Origin of the sequence: Leifsonia sp. NPDC056824 (assembly GCF_042789575.1) — a bacterium.
In the GTDB taxonomy this organism is placed as follows: Bacteria; Actinomycetota; Actinomycetes; order Actinomycetales; family Microbacteriaceae; genus Leifsonia.
This window is the reverse complement of the sequence record NZ_JBHUAV010000001.1, coordinates 509,210-526,006: the sequence shown is the minus strand read 5'-3', so window position 1 is coordinate 526,006 and position 16,797 is coordinate 509,210. Positions and strand designations below refer to the sequence as shown.

Sequence of the window (16,797 nt, the reverse complement as noted above, 5' to 3'; positions counted from 1 at the left end):
GCCGACCGTAGTGTGGAGCGCGACTGAGGAGGTTCCGTGGCAAAGACCGCTGTGACGTATCGCTGCACCGAGTGCGGCTGGACGACGGTGAAGTGGGTCGGCCGCTGCGGCGAGTGTCAGGAGTGGGGCACCGTCGCAGAGGCGTCGGCACCCACGGGCGTGCTGCGGGCGCTGAAGCCGGTCGTCGTCGGTGCGGACCGGGCGGCGCGCGCGATCACATCGGTCGGCACGGAGCCCGCGGAGCGCCGGCCGAGCGGCATCGGCGAGTTCGACCGGGTGCTCGGCGGCGGCATCGTGCCGGGCGCCGCCATCCTGCTGAGCGGTGAGCCAGGGGTCGGCAAGTCGACGCTGTTGCTGGAGGTGGCCTCCCGCGCCGCGAGCGAGGGCCGGCCGGTGCTCTACGTGAGCGCAGAGGAGTCCGTGAGTCAGGTGCGGATGCGCGCCGAGCGCACCGGCGCCATGCACGACCAGCTCTTCCTCGCCTCCGAGACCGACCTCGCGACGATCATCGGCCAGATCGATGCCGTGCGTCCGTCGCTCGTGATCGTGGACTCCGTGCAGACCGTGTCGAGCGGGTCCATCGAGGGCATCGCGGGAGGCCCGAGTCAGGTGCGCGAGGTCGCCAGCACACTCATCCGCGTGGCCAAGGAGCGCGAGCTCCCCATCCTGATCGTGGGTCACGTCACCAAGGACGGCTCGATCGCCGGTCCGCGGCTGCTCGAGCACCTGGTGGATGTCGTGTGCCACTTCGAGGGCGACCGCCAGACTGCGCTGCGGTTCGTCCGCGCGCTCAAGAACCGGTTCGGGCCGACGGACGAGGTCGGCTGCTTCGAGATGGCCGGCGACGGCATCGCGGAGGTGCCCGACCCGAGCGGCCTGTTCCTCAGTCGCACGTCGACGCCGGTGTCCGGCACCTGCGTCACCGTGGCGATGGAGGGCCGGCGGCCGCTGCCGGTGGAGGTGCAGGCGCTCGTCGTGGCGACCACCGCGCCCAATCCGCGGCGCGTGACCAACGGGGTGGACTCCTCGCGCGTCGCGATGCTGCTTGCGGTCCTGGAGCGGCGGGCCGGCATCCGGCTGGGCGACAAGGATGTGTACGTGTCCACCGTCGGCGGGGTGCGGCTGGCCGAGCCGGGCGCCGACCTGGCCATCGCACTGGCGGTGGCGTCGGCGGCGACGGACCGGGCCATCCCGCACACGCTCGTCGCGTTCGGCGAGATCAGCCTGGCCGGCGAGATCCGCCCGGTGACCAGCGGCAAGCAGCGGGCGACCGAGGCGACGCGCCTCGGATTCTCGACGCGCATCGACGAGCGCGCCGCGACCGTCCGCGAGGCGCTGCGCGTCGCCTTCACCGCCTCCGCCACCCCCCGCGAGCGAGAACTCGACGCCGCCTTCTGACCCGTTGCCTGGCCTGCCCCGCCCGCGGCCAACGGAGGAGTTCTGCCCGCGGCCGCCCCTGGCTCGCGGCTAACGGAGGAGATCCGCCTCGACACGGGCCGCGACTCCTCCGCTGACCGCCGGCACGCGGCGTGTCGAACTGAATCTCCTCCCGTAGCGACGCGAGGGTTCTCGCGGCCGGGCCCGCGGGCCACAATGGGCCGCATGGCCAACCTGACGTTCACTCTCCGCTCGGGCCGACGTGTCGGCGTCACCACGCTGGGCGACCCGGTCGCCGCGCGTGTGATCGTGTTCTGCCATCCCGCCCCCGGCTCGTCGGTCTTCGACCCCGACCCGGACGCGTCGGCGAACCGCGGCGTCCACATCGTGTCGCTCGACCGCCCGGGCTATGGCTCCAGCGACCCGTGGCCGGCCGGCTCCTGGCCGAGCATCGTGGGCGCCGCCGACGACATCGCCGAGTACATCCGGGAGATGAAGCGGCTGGAGTCGCCGATCGGCGTCAACCGCCCGCCGACGATCGGCATCGCGGGCTGGTCCGCCGGCGGCCGGGTGGCGCTCGCCTTCGCCGCACGCCATCCCGAGCTCGTCGACCGGGTCGCCGTGGTCGCGACGCCCGCCCCGAACGAGGACGTGCCGTGGATCCCGCCCGAGCTGCAGAAGCAGTCCGACGAGTTGGGGCGCCTTTCACCCGACGAGGCGAGGAGCCGGCTGGCAGGCATGCTGCAGGGCCAGGCCGACGCGATGCGGGCCGCCGACCTGGAGAGCGGCGTCCCCCTCGACGCGCTCGGCGTCGGACCGGTGGACGCCGGGGTGCTCGGACTCCGCGGCCTGGAGGACCGGCTCGGCCGGATGCTGAAGGACGCCTACCGTCAGGGTCCCGGCGGTCTGGCGGCCGACATCCTGAGCTACACCGCGCGCCCGTGGGGCTTCGACCCCGGAGCGGTGCGGGCGAAGACGCTCATCATCGGCGGCGACGCCGACCCGATCGCGGGCCACGCGCACGCCGCCTGGTACCGGAAGGCCATCCCGGACGCCCGGATGGAGATGGTGCCTGGCGCCGGCCACCTCGTCATCGCGCCGGCCTGGGAGCGAGTGCTGTCGTTTCTGACGCCGCATCCGCGGCCGCTGCACGACGCCGGTTAGAGCGCGGCGCGCCGCGGAAACTTGGCTTTCGCCTGCTCGATGACCGCGGGCAGGAAGGCGGACGCCCAGACCCGGTAGCCGTGGTCGTTCGGGTGGAACCAGTCGTCGGCGAAGTGGTGCAGCGCCCCGCTCCACCCCTCCCGTCGCATGGCCTCGTGCAGCGGGACGACCGTGAGCCCGCGCTCGGCGGCCGCTTCGCGGAGGATGTCATTCCCGACAGCGACCTTGCGCTCGTTGTGCGGCAGATAGAAGTACGGGAGGTCGGCCACGATCGCGTCCGCCGGCAGCGCGTCGAACACCCGGCCGATGCCCTCCCGGAACCGCGCGGCGTCGAAGTCGGCGATGTCGTTCGCGCCGATCGACACGGTGACGAGGTCGGGGGCGTGGTCGGCGAGCCGGGGCAGCTGGTCGGCGGCGGCCAGCGCGACGGTCGCCCCGGACACGGACAGGTTGACGACCTGGACGCTGCGCCCGGTCGCCGCACGGATGTGGTTGGCGATCACGCCGACATAGCTGTTGCGCGGCGCGGAGGCGCCGATGCCCTGGGCGGCGCTGTCCCCGATGGCCACGTAGAGGATCTCGCCCTCGGTTTTGGCGTGGTCGCGCCACCAGGCGGAGTGCACGGGCAGCGTCTGGTTGATGCGCTCCTTGCCTGCGGCGAGCGATGCCTGCTGCTGCGCGACCCACATCCGCCCGGCCACCGCGCCGGCGGCGACGACCAGGGCGCCACCCAGCCAGATGACCGGCTTCACAATGCCCATCCCGGCAGCGTACTGCCGTCCTCTTGCACTTCCCTGAGCTTCGGACGCGCCCGGCGCCGCCCGATTCGCGGTGACCGCGCGCATCCAGTAAACTCGTCGGCGGTACCGTGTCCGAGCGGCCGAAGGTGCAACTCTCGAAAAGTTGTGTGGGTGAAAGCCCACCGTGGGTTCAAATCCCACCGGTACCGCCAGTGTGAAGCCCCCGCGATCCCCTGTTTACAAGGATGCGGGGGTTTTCGCTTTCCCAGAACAGGCGACCTGATCTCGAGGAGGCGTTCTACGCGACGCTGAAGCGGTGGCGCAGGACGGGTGGGGGGAAGAAGGTTCGCGGACGCGGCGGCAGGCCCTCGGTCGGGCGTAGACAGGCCATTCTCAGCGGTGATACTTTCTTGCCAATTGCGCGCACGAGCAACGCCGCGTCACAAGCGCCAGCGCCTTCTGCGCGACTCTCATGAGGAGGTTGTGAAGTTCGATGAAGAATAGATCCGCAATCCTTGCCGCCGCACTCGGTATCGCCGCACTCGGCGCCACCGGGTTCAGCGCTCCGACTCCGCCGCCGGTCGCGCACTCCGCGTCCGTGCAGCCGATGGCGCTGCGCGCACCCGACTCGGCGTTCACCGACGCCACGAGCGCCCAGGGTGCCGTCTCGTGCCAGCGGCCCGCACCCGACAACCGGGTGTCGACCACGCTCCACTGCTACGGACCCGACCAGCTGCGCTCGTTCTACGGCCTCGGCCCGCTCGCGTCGAGCAACGACGGCGCCGGACAGACGATCGTGCTGGTTGACGCGTACGGCACGCCGACGGGAGCGAACGACCTGTCATTCTTCGCCAGCACCTACGGTGGCCCCACACCCGACTTCAGCGAGGTTTACCCCCTCGGCCAGCCCGACTACAAGAATCCCACCGGAAACGGAGTCGGCCAGTCCGGCCCGAACGCGGCCGCGAGCTGGGCCGGTGAGGCGAGTCTCGACATCGAGTGGGCGTACGCCATGGCTCCCAAGGCGCACATCGTGCTCGTCGCCACTCCTCCCGCCGAAACCCAGGGCGTCCAGGGCCTGCCGAACCTCATGAAAGCGATCGACTGGGCTGTCGGAGCGTACCCATCGGGCACCGTGTTCTCGATGTCCTTCGGCACCGACGAGCAAGCGTTCGGGGGAGCCGCGGCCGCGCAGTTCGCGAAGTTCGACCAGACGTTCCAGCGCGGCCTGGCGAAGGGCGACACGTTCTTCTCCTCCGCCGGCGACAACGGATCGACCGGTGTCACCCGGTCGCACCGTCAGACGACGGTCGGCTCGACCCCCGAGGTGAGCTACCCGAACGTCTCGCCGTACGTGACGTCGGTCGGCGGCACGCAGGTGATGTCGGGATGGCAGTGGGCCCCCACCCAGGACATGCCGTTCCTCGCATCGGGTGCGCGTAACCCGGCTTATTGGTCGTGGACCAGCGGCGGCAGCTCGGAGAACGTCTGGAACGAGAGCTTCGAGGGAATCGGAACGGGTGGCGGCCTCTCGACCGTCTACGCCCGCCCGTCCTACCAGAACACCGTCTCCGGCGTCGTCGGCGCCAAGCGCGGCGTGCCTGATGTGGCCTTCAACGCGGCGGTGAACGGTGGCGTGCTCACGTACGAGACCTACTTCCCGACGCTCTACGGCGGCCCGCGCTGGGGTGTGTACGGTGGAACCTCGGCTGCGTCACCGCAGTTCGCCGCCATCACCGCGATCGGCAACCAGCAGCGCGCGGCAGCGGGCAAGGGGCCGATCGGATTCCTGAACCCGGTGATCTACGGTGCCTCGTTCGACAAGTCGGCCGCGTTCAACGACATCGTCCCGCACACCTACGGGACGACGCCGAGCGGTGTGCTGCAGAACAACCGCATCTGGGACCTCGGATCCGACGGATTCGTCACGCCCGACCCGGTGCCGGGATACCCGACGACCTCCGGTTACGACCTGACAACCGGTTGGGGCAGCCCGAACGCTCCCGGATACGTCGGCCAACTGGTGGCGGCGCAGTAGTCCTTTCCCACACGTCCGGCGGTCGTGCCCTCCGCGGCGCGGCCGCCGGATCGTCGTTATCGGCTGTTGCGGGTCAGGATCGGACTTCCCTTCCGTGCACGGTCACCGCGTAGATGACGAGGACATCGAGGGCGATCATCACGATCGACCACCACGGTTGTGCTGGTAGCGATGCAACGTGTCCTACCGCGTTCAGCGCGACAACGATGGTGACCAGCACGCGGGCCCAGGTGCGTCCGGTGAGCAGGAAGAACGCCAAGACGACCATGACCACCCCGACGATCAGCGACCACCATCCCCACCCGGCGACATCGAACTTGGCGACACCGCCCTGCGGGCCGACGAAATAGGCGGTGTTCGGCCCGACGATGGCCATGATCCCGTAGAAGATGTCGATCGCCGCGCCGATCAGAAGTACGACTGCGGCGAAGTACACCCAGCCGACCCAGCCCGTCCGCTGAGCCTGACCTGACGTTTGTGTCTGTGTCATCGGTACCAACCTCCAGAGAGTGGAACGGCGTCGCGGATGCGAGCATGTGACCTGTAGGGCGGCATCATGCAGCGTCGTGGCGCGGGTTGGCAATGGGGCATTTGGCTCGTCTGGTTTCAGCTTGGGGCGGCGGCCCCCCGTCGCGCCACGGCATGCACCTCGGATACATTGCGGGGGACCCACACTACGTTGATCGCCCACGGTGCCCGCATCCCACGCCTCTGAACATGGAGTCATCGCAATGGCCGACCTGGAGCAGCATCGGCCGATAGGTCTCGCGAAGCCGACGCGGGTCCTGGTCACCCTCGCGGCGTCTGGTGTTGCCGCATGGGCCATCTGGGCGGGGCGCGGGTTTCTCGGCCCGTTGATTCTCGCGGCGGTGCTCGTGATCGTGGCGCATCCGGTGCGGCGCCCCCTCGATCGGCGTGGGCTGCCGCGCTGGCTGGGCACGGTCGCTGTCGTGGCCACCGCCTACGCGATCATCGTGGTGCTCGGGGTGGTCATCGTGCTCGCCCTCGGCCAGTTCGCCCGGGTCCTCACCGACTATGCGAGCGAACTGCAGAAGGGTTCCGGCGCGGTCGCAGAATTCCTCGGCACGCTCGGGTTCGACCCGGCGTCCGCCGACGCGGTCGGCGGTTGGCTTCAGCCCGATGCGATCCTGCATGCGGTGTTCAGCGCCGGCAAGCAGCTGATCGGCTTGGGTGCGGCCCTCTTCTTCGTGCTCGGCTACGTCTGGTTCATGGCGATCGACGCGCGACGATTGGCCGAGATGCCCGCGGGCCTTGCGGCGAAGCAGCCGATGCGGGTGCGCACCTTCCGCGGATTCGTCGATGGCACTGGGCGCTACTACGTGGTCAACACGATCTTCGGCGCCATCGTGGCGATCATCGACGGTCTCGCCATTTGGGCGATCGGCATCCCGCTTCCCTTCGTCTGGGCGGTGCTCGCGTTCGTCACCAACTACATCCCGAACGTCGGTTTCGTCATCGGGTTGCTTCCACCGTTCGTGCTGGCGCTGGTCATCGGCGGCTGGGGCATGGGACTACTCGTGCTCGCCCTGTACACGGTCGTCAACGTCGTCGTTCAGGAACTGATCCAGCCGCATTTCGTAGCGAGGACGGTTCGGCTGAGCGTCACCCTGACGTTCTTCTCGGTCGTGCTCTGGAGTGTGCTCCTCGGACCCGTTGGAGCGATTCTCGCCGTGCCGCTGAGCTTGTTGATGCGGTTCCTCCTCATTGGTGACGACAAGGACGCGGCTCTCGCGCGTTGGCTCACCTGGGAAACGGAGGACTCACCGTGATCTTTGGGCCTCGCCGGGAACGGCAGCGTCTACATCACTCGAACTCCTCCAGCCCACCAACGACGGATACGGGCCCTACGCGTTCGGTCTGTCCGCGTTCTCCGACGTCCTCTCGAGTTTCGGCGGCGGGCCCGGGTGATTGTCGCGTCGCCCCAAGCGAGTGGCACCGGATGACGGCGGTTTTCAGAGTTGCGCCTGCGAGCTGATTTTGGTGTCCACGCTCTGCGAGGTCTCTGTCGGTGCGGCGGGCCCGTCGATACAGGTGTGCGCCGGCGTGGTTTTGCCGTCTGGTATCCACGGGTCGGAGCCTTCGGTGTGGAATGGCGCGTACGCCGCCAGGGTGATCACTCCTGAGTCGATCTCATCGCTCAACGCCGCGGTGAACGGTCCGATGGTCTTGGTGGCGTAGATCGTCGCGTTCGAGAAGTCGGGATCGACCCAGCACTGGACGGCGACGACCTTCCAGCCGTCGTCCCGGATGCGCTCGAGTTGCGCGTGGGCTGACGCGATCGGGACTGCGCCGTTGGGATCGCCTCCGAACACGACCGTGACCGCACACCCGCGGTTCAGGGTGTAGTTCGCGGTCGACGCGTCGGCCTCCGGCTGCGCGGGGTTTTCTCAGCGCTGCGTGAAACGAGCCCATGTGTCCTGCTTCCCCCGGCCGGATGCGCGAAACCTGCGGCAACCATAACGGTTGGCGAGCGCTCGGTCGGCACAGCCGGACTCCCCATCGGGTCGTGTCGCAGGCGTACCGTGCACCTCATGCGCCGAGAGATCGCGTCGATCATGCTCAGCCTGCAGCTGTTCGGTCTCGCGGCCGGCGTCTACCGCCTCCATGGCGGGAAGCGGGTCGGGTAGCGCCGAAAGCTGTACGCTCGCCGCATGACGGAGACCCGGGCGAGGCTGCATGTCGGACGCTGACGAGTCCGTCTGGCCGGAACTCGTCCGCCTGATGCACCGATCCTCCGTGGATGTCGACGCTCTTCCCGTCGATCCCCGGCGAGGCCGGGCGGTCGTGGACGAGCTTCAGCTCACGGAACGCTCGACCCTGGGCGCGATCGCTGCGAACACGGGTGGCCTCCTCATCGACAGCGGCTGGCTGCGCATCCTGGGCGGGGGCGCGCCGGGCCTGCCGAGCCTGTCGGAAGGGAACAGTGGAGGCCGTGCCCGGTCGCACCTCGTGGTCGCCTTCGATGCGCTCGGCGGACGCTTCGCCATCGATGGCGGGGGCCTCGGCGTCGCCGCCGGTGAGGTCTGCTACTGGGGGCCGGACACGCTCGCGTGGTCGGGAATCGGCGGGGGACACTCGGCCTTCGTCTCCTGGGCACTCGACGGCGGGCTGGGCGAGTTCTACGGTCCGTTGCGGTGGAACGGCTGGCGGGAGGACACCGTGTCGTTGCCTGCAGATCAAGGCTGGTCGTTCTACCCGCCGCCCTTCTCGCGCGAGGGCCAGGACGCGAATGCGGTGTCTCGCGCGCCGGTTCCGCTCGCCGAACTCCACTCCTTCTACGCGGAGGCCGCGCGCCAGCTCAACGGCGGCGAAAGGTAGGGACAGGGCCGGAGCGGCACGGAGGGACCCGTGCCGCTCTGCGAGCCCGCGTGTTACTTCTTGTCCGAGTCGCCTTGGGCGGCAGCGGGAGCATCGGCTGCGGCACCGGAGTCTGCCGCGCTGTCCGCATCTTTGCCCGCTGCCTTGAGGTCCGCCGCGGCGGCGTCGTCGACGGCCTTCTCGACGATCCGGTCGGCCTTCTCGAGCGCCGTGCGGATCTTGACCTCGCCGGGGTTGGAGACGAGGGCGATGATGCCGGAGTGGCCGGGCTCGATCGCGTCCTCGAGCTCCTTCGCCAGCTCCTTCTTGTGGTGGCGCTCACGCAGCTTGCCGATGATGCCGCCGCCGGCGCCGACCACGAGGGCGCTGCCGATGATCGAGGGCGGGAACAGGACGCCCAGCACGGCTCCACCGACAGCGCCCCAGGCGAGTCCCTCGCGGGTGCTGTGATCGGTGGCCTTCTGCACCTCGAGCTTGCCGCCGGCGTCCCGTCTGACGACGACGACCCCGTCGATCTTGACCGTCGCGCCGTCCTCGACCGTCTTGAGTGCTTCGTACGCCTCCATCGCGACGTCGGTGTCCGCGAAATCGGCGGCGATCAGGGTGTATGCGCCGTCGCTGATGCCCGCCGCCGCAACGCTGACGGTCGTGTCATCCGCGCCGGTCTCGTCCGCGGGAGTGGATGTCGAATCGGTCATTTCGAGCCTCCTTCACGAGCGGCGTCTGCCGTTCGGGCGAAAGCATAGGAGGGGGCTTCGCTCGCGGCAATGCCCCGTCCGGTCCTGGCAGCCTCCTGAGTCTCCCTCGCGAAGACCGTTCGCGAGGCGTACTGTCTCGGCGGTCGGCTGGCTCAACGCCCGTCGCTTCGATCATCGGCAGGAAAGCAGGGAATGGTGGGCAGGCACAACGCACGCGCCGGCGGGCTTCGCCGAGTCGGCGATGTCGTCATCGCACACCCGTTCGCCACCGGCGCCGTCGCGACCGGCGCCGTCGTGACCGCCGCGCTGGTGACGGCGCTGGTCGTCTCCCCGCTGGGAACGGCCGACCTGTTCCCGGCGCCCGCTCACTCGGATTCGTCAGCCGATTCGGGTTCTTCCGCGGCTGGCGCGGCTCCCGCCGTCGCTCTGTCCGTGCCGAACATGATCGGCCTCTCAGAGCGCCGCGCCAGTGACACGCTGCGGGCTCGCGGGTTCACGATCGAGCTCCGCACCGCGTCCGGGACGCCCGCGACGGCAAGTGCGGACGACGTCGTGATCCGGCAGTCACCCGGCGCGGGAGCGCATGTCGCGAAGGGCGCGACGATCGCCCTGACCGTCGCACCTGCAGTGACCGGTGTCTCGACGCCTCCCCAGAACGCAGCCGGCCCGACGAGCCCGGCGACCGTCTCGGCGCCGGCAGCGTCCGGCACGCCCGCGACCGGCGGAGCCGGAAGCGCCGGCGGGGCCGGAAACGCGAGCGGGACCGGAAGCGCTGGAACTGCCGGGAGTGGCGCTGCTGTGCCCGCCCCGGCGGCGCCCGTGCCGGCACCCGCTCCGCAGCCGTCTACGGTCCCGGCTCCAGCGCAGCCGGTCACACCGCCGCCGGTCGTCCAGGTGCCGACGCCGCCCCTGCCCTCCTTGCCGCTTCCGAAGCTCCCGGTCTTACCTCTCGGTCTCGTCACCGGCTTCCTCCACGGAATCATCTAGTCGGGGATGCCTCTGGACATGGCGAACGGAGGAGACCCCGCCCCGACTGCCTCGGATCTCCTCCGGTCGCTGCGTTTCGGGGGTCCCGCGGCGCGGAACTCCTCCGTTCGCCACAAGTGTCGGTAACGGAGGAGATCGGCGCTGGCGAGTGCCGGGATGTCAGCTAACGGAGGAGATCCGGAGCTGGCGGGGGTGAGTTTCCTCCGGAAGCCTGGTGGTGCCGCCACCGAAGGAATAGACCGCGCGCCACCCCTGTTCCGCTCTAAGGCTGCGCCCGACCGCGCAGCCGCTACCCTCCCGGGTACGCGTCCGCACACCGAAAGGCATGCCTCGATGGATCTGTTCTCCCCCGTTTCGCTCGGCGACCTCCACCTTCCCAACCGCGTCGTGATGGCGCCGCTCACCCGTACGCGTTCGGGTGAGGCCGGCATCCCGGGGCCGCTGGTGGCGGAACACTATGCGCAGCGGGCGAGCGTGGGCCTGATCATCACCGAGGGCACCTACCCGAGCCACGAGTCGCGGGCGTACCCGGGGCAGCCCGGCATCGTCACGGACGAGCAGATCGCCGGCTGGCGCGCCGTGGCCGACGCCGTGCACGCCAAGGGCGGCCGCATCGTCATGCAGCTCATGCACAGCGGCCGCGTCTCGCACCCCCTGATCAACGGGACGGACCGCGTCGTCGCTCCGAGCGCCGTCGCGATCGACGGGGAGACGCGCACGACGACCGGGAAGGTCGCCTACCCGGTGCCGCACGCGCTCACCACTGAGGAGCTCGCGACGGTCCGCGACGAGTTCGTCACTGCGGCCAAGAACGCCATCGCCGCCGGTCTCGACGGGGTGGAGGTGCACGGCGCCAACGGCTACCTGCTGCACCAGTTCCTCTCGCCGGTCTCCAACGTCCGCGACGACCAGTACGGCGGGTCCGCGGAGGCGCGGGCGCGCTTCGTGGTCGAGGTGACCACGGCGATCGCCGAGGCCGTGGGTGCAGGGCGGGTGGGCATCCGCCTGTCGCCGATGCACAACATCCAGGATGTGTTCGAGACCGACCTGGCCGACGCCACCGCCACCTATGAGGCCGTGGTCGACGGGCTCGCGCCGCTCGGACTCGCCTACGTGAGCGTGCTGCACAGCGAGCCGACGGGCGCGCTCGTACAGGACCTGCGCGAGCGCTTCGGCGGTCCGTTCATCGTGAACAGCGGGTTCAGCTCGGTCACCTCGCGGGACGAGGCGATCGCGCTGGTCGAGGACTCGCACGCGGACGCGGTGGCGGTGGGCCGTCTCGCGATCGCGAATCCGGACCTCGTCGAGCGATGGAAGGGCGAGCACCCGGAGAACGAGCCCAACGCGGCGACGTTCTACGGGCCGGGTGCCGAGGGCTACACGGACTATCCGCGCCTGAGCGCGTAGCCGGCGCGCGGGAGGCGCGCTACTTCCAGCGGAAGTGAACGAACACCCGGCCGAAGTTCTTCGAGTCCTTCTCGACCCGGTGGTACTGCGCCTTGATCTCCGGCTGGTCGAGGAAGCGCAGCACCCGCTTCTTCAGCGCGCCGGAGCCCTTGCCCGGGATGATCTCGACCAGCGGAGCCTTCTTCGCGACGGCGTCCGCGATGATCCCGCGCAGTGCGCGATCGATGTCGCCGCCGCGGTTGTAGATGTCGTGCAGGTCGAGCGTCAGCTTCATCTGCTCATCCTGCACCCGCGGCGGCGCCGGGCCCCGTGTTCACGGAAAGACGGCTCACGGGCAGACGCGGACGCGGCGACCCTCGAAGCCGACGATGTCGCCGACCTGGAGCTGCCGTCCGCGCCGGCGGTCGACCTCGCCGTTCACGGTCACGTAGCCGTCGATGATGGCCTCCTTCACGTTCCCACCGGAGTCGAGGAGGCCGGCGAACTTCAGGAACTGCCCGAGGCGGATCATGTCGCCGCCGATCGAGATGTCGTCTGGTCGAGGCTGGTTCGTCACCTTACGAAGAGTAGCGGCTACTCCCCGGAGAGTAGCCGCACCTACTCCACCGGCCGGACGACAGCGCTCCCACGCCGGACGAGGATGGGCCGGACCGTTGCGATCCGTCCAGTGAAAGGGACTCCATGTCCGCTGTGCCCACCTCTCCCGCGCCCGACGCCGACCTCGTCCGCCGATCCCGGGAGGCGTTGAGTGCCCTCGCCGTCCAGTTCCTGCTCGGGATGGGCGCGAACCTCCTCGGGAGCCCGGAGGAGAACGTCGGCGCGGCGCGCGTGGTCGCGGGCGTCGTCCTCGGCCTCCATGCGCTCGTCGGGATCGGGGTGATCGCCGTGTCGGTGCGCGTCTGGCTGACCGCCCGGCGTGAGCGCGTCGCCCAGCGGGCCGCGCTCGCCGCGTTCGTCGTGATCGTGCTCACCTTCCTCGTCGGGGTCGGCACGATGATGTCGGGCAGTGCGTGGTTGTCGTTCCTGATGTCGGCGGGCTTCGTCGCGGCCGCGGTCCTGTACGTCGTGGTCGGCGCCCGGGCGCTGGCTCGTCGGGCGTCGGTCGTGCGCTGAGGAGGAACCGCGTCGCGCTCCTCTGGGCCGGAGTGATGTCTGTGAAATGAAAATATTAAGCTGCACGTAATAGATTTGCCATGCATAGATGCTCACGGCTAGCTTGAGTGAAGCATGCATCGGCTCATCCGGCCAGGTGCCGGGGGTGATGGATGAACAACTGGTCGTTGCGGGCGATCGCGGTGTCTCTGGCGTCGGGGGCGGTCTCGGGCGGCTTGTTCGTGGCTTGGCGGTACCTCACCTGGGCGAGATTTGCCCCCAGCGACGTGTGTCGTGAAACTCCGCCCACCGACGTTGAACTCGGACCGCACATGTGGCCGGGTCTACATGGGTTTCCTCTTTACTACCAGTGCAGCTATCTCGATGACGCGACGGGCTTGTGGCGAAACACCACCCAGGGGTGGGAATTCAACTGGATAGCACTCGGCTCCTCGCTGGTACTCGTCGTCGCATGCGTCTTGTTCCTTCGCGATTACCGGCTCAGGAGGGCCAGAAAGGTAAGACCAGCACCATGAATAGGCGCGCAATCGTCGGGATACCCGTCGTCTTCGCAACAATCTGTATTACGGGGGCGCAGTTCCCCGCGTCAGCCGACAAGACTTCGGCGCCCGCTGTTCCGCAGCTTCCAGATACGACTACGACTGTCCTGCCGATCGAGTATCCCATCGACCTCACGGACGCGGTCGTGCTCGGGGAAACGCTCCGCGAAGACGTCAAAGGCTATCGGTTCGACAATGGGGACGTCGTCGGAGAGTACTACCTCGATCCTGGTCAGACGGTAGATGACTTCGTCGCCGATTTCGTCGAAGACTACGGTGTGCGACCCGCCGCCACGGGGGTGATCGTCGAGCGTTCGACGGAAGAGACGAACTCACGGACGCGGGGCCGCGGGCTCACGACCGTCGACACGGATGCGCCGGAAGTGGTGCCCGAGTCCGCCGCGCACGGCGCGATGTTCGAACGCCGGGCACGGCTTGCGGCGATGGCAAGTGCGACCGACTCGGTGCCGCCTCGAATTGGGCGTGGCGGAAGCGATCCACTCTGGGCGCCCTATAGCGGGGAGATCAACGCCTACACGGACAACATCCGAAAGAAGGCGAAGGTCGTGCAGGGTGCCTGGTGGGTTGCTCCCCTCGGCAACTCGACCACCGCACTGCCCAAGGGGTGGGGCATGGAGATCGAAGTCAACATATCGAACGGCGATGGAGGCGGCTCTCGGCCCATCTGCGCCGGCGGCTACAAAGAAGCCAACTGGGCCGTGAACGACAACTGGTCGTGGTCGCTGATGACGGCTTTCGGAGCCGATGCCGGCGCAGTGGGGGCATACGCGGACTACAACGACCTATCGGATCCGTGCGGCAAGAACTCGATTGCGATCGGGATGCGCTACCCGCAGAAGCTTACGAAGATCGCCGAGGGGAATCAGACGGTCTTGGTTCAGATCACCGCGCCGCTCGGCTCTCGCTCGTCGGCCACAGTGAGCGGGAACTATCAGGCGGTCAGTGACGCCGGGTGCGTTCTCTTTCCGAACATGGCGTCCACAGACTGCATGGGCACCATCTTCGATCCTGCACTCCCCGGGCCGTCGATAACGAACATGACGACATTGAACAGCGATCGTGGATGGAAGGTCCCGGATCAGTGCTGGTCGTTCACCAGTTGGGGACAGAGTCCACCGTCGAAGCTCGCGTGGTGTCCATCGATCTAGGGCTCGGGGAGGCTTGGGACTCGCGTCGTGCTCCTCCTGGCCGGAGAATGTCCCGGCCAGGAGGAGCGTCGGGTGCGACTACTGGTCGCCCTGCTCGTCCTGGTCCTCACCGTGCGCGCCGCTGGTGAACAGCAGACCCTTCGGCGTCACCGAGCCGAGGCCCGGGATCGGCGTGAGCGAGCCGTCGGTGAGGCCGAGGCGGGCGAGGGAGGTCGGACCGCTGTCCGGTGTGACGGTCGAGACGGCCTCGCCCGGCGTGAAGGCTCCCGTGATCTCGTCGATCGCGTTGTGCGTCGGGTCCGTGGCCCACAGGGTGCGGCGCGACGCGGTCGCGAAGGCGGTGTCGTCGAGCGGCTGGGCGACCGAGAGCACCTGGATGCCGTGTCCGGCCGCACCCTCCCGGACGGACGGGTTCAGGAACAGCAGCTGCTGGTCGCCCTGCGCGTCGAGCAGGAACGAGCCGCCGAAGCGGGCGCTGGAGCGCGGCACGATCGTGTTGGAGTCCGGGTCGGTGAGGGCGAGCTGGACCGGCTTCCCGGCGGTGGCCGCGTTGGCGCTGGTGCCGACGCTGTTGTCGAACAGCACAGGGCTGAGCACCGCGTTCCCGCCCTGCAGAGCCACCCGGTAGGCGGCCGGTCCGTTCGGGACGGTCGGGTTGGAGGCGCTCACGAGGATGGAGCCGTGCGAGACCGAGATCGCGTCCGTGCCGCCGCCGTGCGTGAGGCCCTGGTAGGTGTAGCGGGTCGCGGCGGAGGAGCGCGCCGGGTCGAGGGTGAGGAAGCTGGAGTCGCCGTCCTCGTTGGCCGTCAGCAGCAGCCGGTGGTGCTCCGGGTCGGCGGTGAGGCCGTCCACCTTGCCGGTGACCGACCACGACCGGCCGGGGACGCCGGCGAGGCTGTACTGCTGGATCGTCGAGGCGGTCGCACCCGACGGAGCGGCCTCGCCCATCGGGCCGACGCCGTTCTGGAAGGTGACGTAGATCGAGTCGCCGAGGCGCGTGATGTCGTCCGGTCCGGTCTCGGCGCCGACGGCGGGGAACGAGCGAACCGAGAACGCCGCGTGCGCCGGCGCGGGCGACGGGGAGGCCGCGGCGGGGAGCGCGGCGCCGGCGACGGCGGTGGTCGCGGCGAGTCCGGCGACGAGGAGGCAGGCGCGCGTTCGCGTGAGCGCGGGGAACGGCATGGGGGATCCTTTCGAGGGCATGGCGGTGTCCGGGGGAGACGCCTCCACGGTAGGCAGGGTGTCCCCAACGCGAGGGCCCCCATCGGGTGAACAGGTGGGAAACGCGGCTGAGGAAGCTCAGAGGTTCAGGGGTGCGCCGGAACGATTCTTAGTGCGGCCTTGGACGGCCGTCCCTAGCGTTCGAGAGGTCCGACCCGATCAGTCGATCCAACCTCCGAAAGGGAGTCCTATGACCGAGCCGAACCATCCCGCCGTCCGCGAGAACAAAGTCCCGGAGCCCACCGCCTCGTTCTGGGCGATCAAGATCCTGGCCACGACCGTGGGTGAGACCGCGGCCGATCTGCTGTCCTCCAGCCTCCACCTGGGCACCCAGCTCACCTCGGTCGTAATGGCCGCGGTCTTCTTGGTCGTGTTCGTGGTGCAGTTCCGGAGCCGCCGCTACATCCCCGCGGTCTACTGGCTGACCGTGGTGCTCATCAGCATCGTCGGCACCCTCATCACCGACAACCTGACCGACGGCCTCGGTGTGCCGCTGGTGGTCTCGACCTGCGTGTTCGCGGTCGCGCTGATCGCCACGTTCGCGGTCTGGTACGGCGTGGAGCGCACGCTGTCGATCCACGACATCGTCACCAGGCGCCGTGAGGCGTTCTACTGGCTGGCGGTGTTGTTCACCTTCGCGCTCGGCACGGCCGCCGGAGACCTCGTGGCCGAGCAGCTCGACCTGGGCTACCTGGTGTCGGTCGTCGTGTTCGCCGTCGCGATCGCACTGGTCGCTGTCGCGCACCGCGTGTTCCGGCTCGGGGCGATCGTGGCGTTCTGGATCGCGTACGTGCTCACCCGCCCGCTCGGCGCCTCGCTGGGCGACCTGCTCTCGCAGCCGACCTCGGACGGCGGCCTCGGCCTCGGGACAGTCATGACCAGTCTGATCTTCCTCGCGGCGATCCTGGCGCTCGTGGTGTACCTGACGGTGAGCGGCCGGGACCGCACGCCGGCCCTGGACGCGGCAGGCCTCGACGAGGACGAGCGCGTCCGCGCCTGAGCGCG

The 16,797-nt window shown here is 69.2% G+C and carries 17 protein-coding genes and 1 tRNA gene; 11 read left to right on the top strand and 7 right to left on the bottom strand.

The annotated features are described in order from the left end of the window. The first annotated feature begins 36 nt into the window (after positions 1-36). Together radA and ACFRFH_RS02695 are read left to right on the top strand one after the other, a co-directional pair. Positions 37-1,398 carry a DNA repair protein RadA gene (gene radA, locus ACFRFH_RS02700; RefSeq protein ID WP_382461471.1) on the top strand — a complete coding sequence of 454 codons (1,362 nt, stop codon included), beginning with the start codon at positions 37-39 and terminating at the stop codon, positions 1,396-1,398. A 204-nt stretch (positions 1,399-1,602) separates the two neighbouring features. Beyond that, positions 1,603-2,541, top strand: a complete 939-nt coding sequence (locus tag ACFRFH_RS02695; RefSeq protein WP_382461470.1) for an alpha/beta hydrolase — start codon at positions 1,603-1,605, stop codon at positions 2,539-2,541. On the opposite strand, the gene ACFRFH_RS02690 is transcribed toward ACFRFH_RS02695, so the two are convergent. Next, a complete protein-coding gene (locus tag ACFRFH_RS02690) occupies positions 2,538-3,302 on the bottom strand; it encodes an SGNH/GDSL hydrolase family protein (protein ID WP_382461469.1) in 765 nt (254 codons plus the stop codon). The genes ACFRFH_RS02695 and ACFRFH_RS02690 overlap by 4 nt on opposite strands. Before the next feature lie 101 nt (positions 3,303-3,403). Between ACFRFH_RS02690 and ACFRFH_RS02685 the strand changes: the two genes are divergently transcribed. Together ACFRFH_RS02685 and ACFRFH_RS02680 are read left to right on the top strand one after the other, a co-directional pair. Then, a tRNA-Ser gene (locus tag ACFRFH_RS02685) sits at positions 3,404-3,493 on the top strand. A gap of 281 nt (positions 3,494-3,774) precedes the next feature. Beyond that, positions 3,775-5,319, top strand: a complete 1,545-nt coding sequence (locus tag ACFRFH_RS02680) for a hypothetical protein (protein WP_382461468.1) — start codon at positions 3,775-3,777, stop codon at positions 5,317-5,319. A 73-nt stretch (positions 5,320-5,392) separates the two neighbouring features. Here the strand turns inward: ACFRFH_RS02680 and ACFRFH_RS02675 are convergent, their stop codons facing one another. After that, positions 5,393-5,809 carry a hypothetical protein gene (locus ACFRFH_RS02675; RefSeq protein WP_382461467.1) on the bottom strand — a complete coding sequence of 139 codons (417 nt, stop codon included), beginning with the start codon at positions 5,807-5,809 and terminating at the stop codon, positions 5,393-5,395. A gap of 241 nt (positions 5,810-6,050) precedes the next feature. Between ACFRFH_RS02675 and ACFRFH_RS02670 the strand changes: the two genes are divergently transcribed. Then, positions 6,051-7,109, top strand: coding sequence for an AI-2E family transporter (locus tag ACFRFH_RS02670; RefSeq protein WP_382461466.1), 1,059 nt, complete (start codon positions 6,051-6,053; stop codon positions 7,107-7,109). A gap of 183 nt (positions 7,110-7,292) precedes the next feature. Here the strand turns inward: ACFRFH_RS02670 and ACFRFH_RS02665 are convergent, their stop codons facing one another. Continuing rightward, positions 7,293-7,652 (bottom strand): hypothetical protein, encoded by a 360-nt coding sequence (locus tag ACFRFH_RS02665; RefSeq protein WP_382461465.1) that lies wholly within the window; start codon positions 7,650-7,652, stop codon positions 7,293-7,295. Positions 7,653-8,016: 364 nt separating this feature from the next. On the opposite strand from ACFRFH_RS02665, the gene ACFRFH_RS02660 reads away from it, so the two are divergent. Continuing rightward, entirely contained in the window at positions 8,017-8,658 is a 642-nt protein-coding gene (locus ACFRFH_RS02660) for a DUF2625 family protein (protein ID WP_382461464.1), read from the top strand. 53 nt (positions 8,659-8,711) lie between these two features. Here the strand turns inward: ACFRFH_RS02660 and ACFRFH_RS02655 are convergent, their stop codons facing one another. Continuing rightward, positions 8,712-9,356, bottom strand: a complete 645-nt coding sequence (locus ACFRFH_RS02655; RefSeq protein ID WP_382461463.1) for a DUF1269 domain-containing protein — start codon at positions 9,354-9,356, stop codon at positions 8,712-8,714. Positions 9,357-9,548: 192 nt separating this feature from the next. Here ACFRFH_RS02655 and ACFRFH_RS02650 point away from each other — a divergent pair, with 192 nt between their 5' ends. After that, the gene (locus ACFRFH_RS02650) at positions 9,549-10,343 is read left to right on the top strand and encodes a PASTA domain-containing protein (protein ID WP_382461462.1); all 795 of its coding nucleotides are present in this window, start codon (positions 9,549-9,551) and stop codon (positions 10,341-10,343) included. Between the two features lie 333 nt (positions 10,344-10,676). Beyond that, positions 10,677-11,750, top strand: coding sequence for an alkene reductase (locus ACFRFH_RS02645; RefSeq protein WP_382461461.1), 1,074 nt, complete (start codon positions 10,677-10,679; stop codon positions 11,748-11,750). 19 nt (positions 11,751-11,769) lie between these two features. On the opposite strand, the gene ACFRFH_RS02640 is transcribed toward ACFRFH_RS02645, so the two are convergent. Then, entirely contained in the window at positions 11,770-12,024 is a 255-nt protein-coding gene (locus ACFRFH_RS02640) for a Smr/MutS family protein (protein WP_382461460.1), read from the bottom strand. A 54-nt stretch (positions 12,025-12,078) separates the two neighbouring features. Then, a complete protein-coding gene (locus ACFRFH_RS02635; protein WP_382461459.1) occupies positions 12,079-12,306 on the bottom strand; it encodes an RNA-binding S4 domain-containing protein in 228 nt (75 codons plus the stop codon). 125 nt (positions 12,307-12,431) lie between these two features. On the opposite strand from ACFRFH_RS02635, the gene ACFRFH_RS02630 reads away from it, so the two are divergent. Then, entirely contained in the window at positions 12,432-12,863 is a 432-nt protein-coding gene (locus tag ACFRFH_RS02630) for a hypothetical protein (RefSeq protein ID WP_382461458.1), read from the top strand. Between the two features lie 451 nt (positions 12,864-13,314). Next, entirely contained in the window at positions 13,315-14,571 is a 1,257-nt protein-coding gene (locus tag ACFRFH_RS02625) for a hypothetical protein (RefSeq protein ID WP_382461457.1), read from the top strand. Between the two features lie 78 nt (positions 14,572-14,649). Here ACFRFH_RS02625 and ACFRFH_RS02620 read toward each other — a convergent pair whose 3' ends face one another. Beyond that, positions 14,650-15,753, bottom strand: a complete 1,104-nt coding sequence (locus ACFRFH_RS02620; protein ID WP_382461456.1) for a hypothetical protein — start codon at positions 15,751-15,753, stop codon at positions 14,650-14,652. Positions 15,754-15,982: 229 nt separating this feature from the next. Here ACFRFH_RS02620 and ACFRFH_RS02615 point away from each other — a divergent pair, with 229 nt between their 5' ends. Next, positions 15,983-16,792 (top strand): hypothetical protein, encoded by an 810-nt coding sequence (locus ACFRFH_RS02615; protein ID WP_382461455.1) that lies wholly within the window; start codon positions 15,983-15,985, stop codon positions 16,790-16,792. Positions 16,793-16,797 lie beyond the last annotated feature (5 nt).

Coding starts and splice junctions, on each gene's coding strand:
- ACFRFH_RS02650 (WP_382461462.1), top strand. CDS start 9,549: ATGGTGGGCAGGCACAACGCACGCGCCGGCGGGCTTCGCCGAGTCGGC.
- ACFRFH_RS02640 (WP_382461460.1), bottom strand. CDS start 12,024: ATGAAGCTGACGCTCGACCTGCACGACATCTACAACCGCGGCGGCGAC.
- ACFRFH_RS02660 (WP_382461464.1), top strand. CDS start 8,017: ATGTCGGACGCTGACGAGTCCGTCTGGCCGGAACTCGTCCGCCTGATG.
- ACFRFH_RS02675 (WP_382461467.1), bottom strand. CDS start 5,809: ATGACACAGACACAAACGTCAGGTCAGGCTCAGCGGACGGGCTGGGTC.
- ACFRFH_RS02695 (WP_382461470.1), top strand. CDS start 1,603: ATGGCCAACCTGACGTTCACTCTCCGCTCGGGCCGACGTGTCGGCGTC.
- ACFRFH_RS02620 (WP_382461456.1), bottom strand. CDS start 15,753: ATGCCGTTCCCCGCGCTCACGCGAACGCGCGCCTGCCTCCTCGTCGCC.
- ACFRFH_RS02625 (WP_382461457.1), top strand. CDS start 13,315: ATGCGTCTTGTTCCTTCGCGATTACCGGCTCAGGAGGGCCAGAAAGGT.
- ACFRFH_RS02630 (WP_382461458.1), top strand. CDS start 12,432: ATGTCCGCTGTGCCCACCTCTCCCGCGCCCGACGCCGACCTCGTCCGC.
- ACFRFH_RS02615 (WP_382461455.1), top strand. CDS start 15,983: ATGACCGAGCCGAACCATCCCGCCGTCCGCGAGAACAAAGTCCCGGAG.
- ACFRFH_RS02690 (WP_382461469.1), bottom strand. CDS start 3,302: ATGGGCATTGTGAAGCCGGTCATCTGGCTGGGTGGCGCCCTGGTCGTC.
- ACFRFH_RS02670 (WP_382461466.1), top strand. CDS start 6,051: ATGGCCGACCTGGAGCAGCATCGGCCGATAGGTCTCGCGAAGCCGACG.
- ACFRFH_RS02655 (WP_382461463.1), bottom strand. CDS start 9,356: ATGACCGATTCGACATCCACTCCCGCGGACGAGACCGGCGCGGATGAC.
- ACFRFH_RS02680 (WP_382461468.1), top strand. CDS start 3,775: ATGAAGAATAGATCCGCAATCCTTGCCGCCGCACTCGGTATCGCCGCA.
- ACFRFH_RS02645 (WP_382461461.1), top strand. CDS start 10,677: ATGGATCTGTTCTCCCCCGTTTCGCTCGGCGACCTCCACCTTCCCAAC.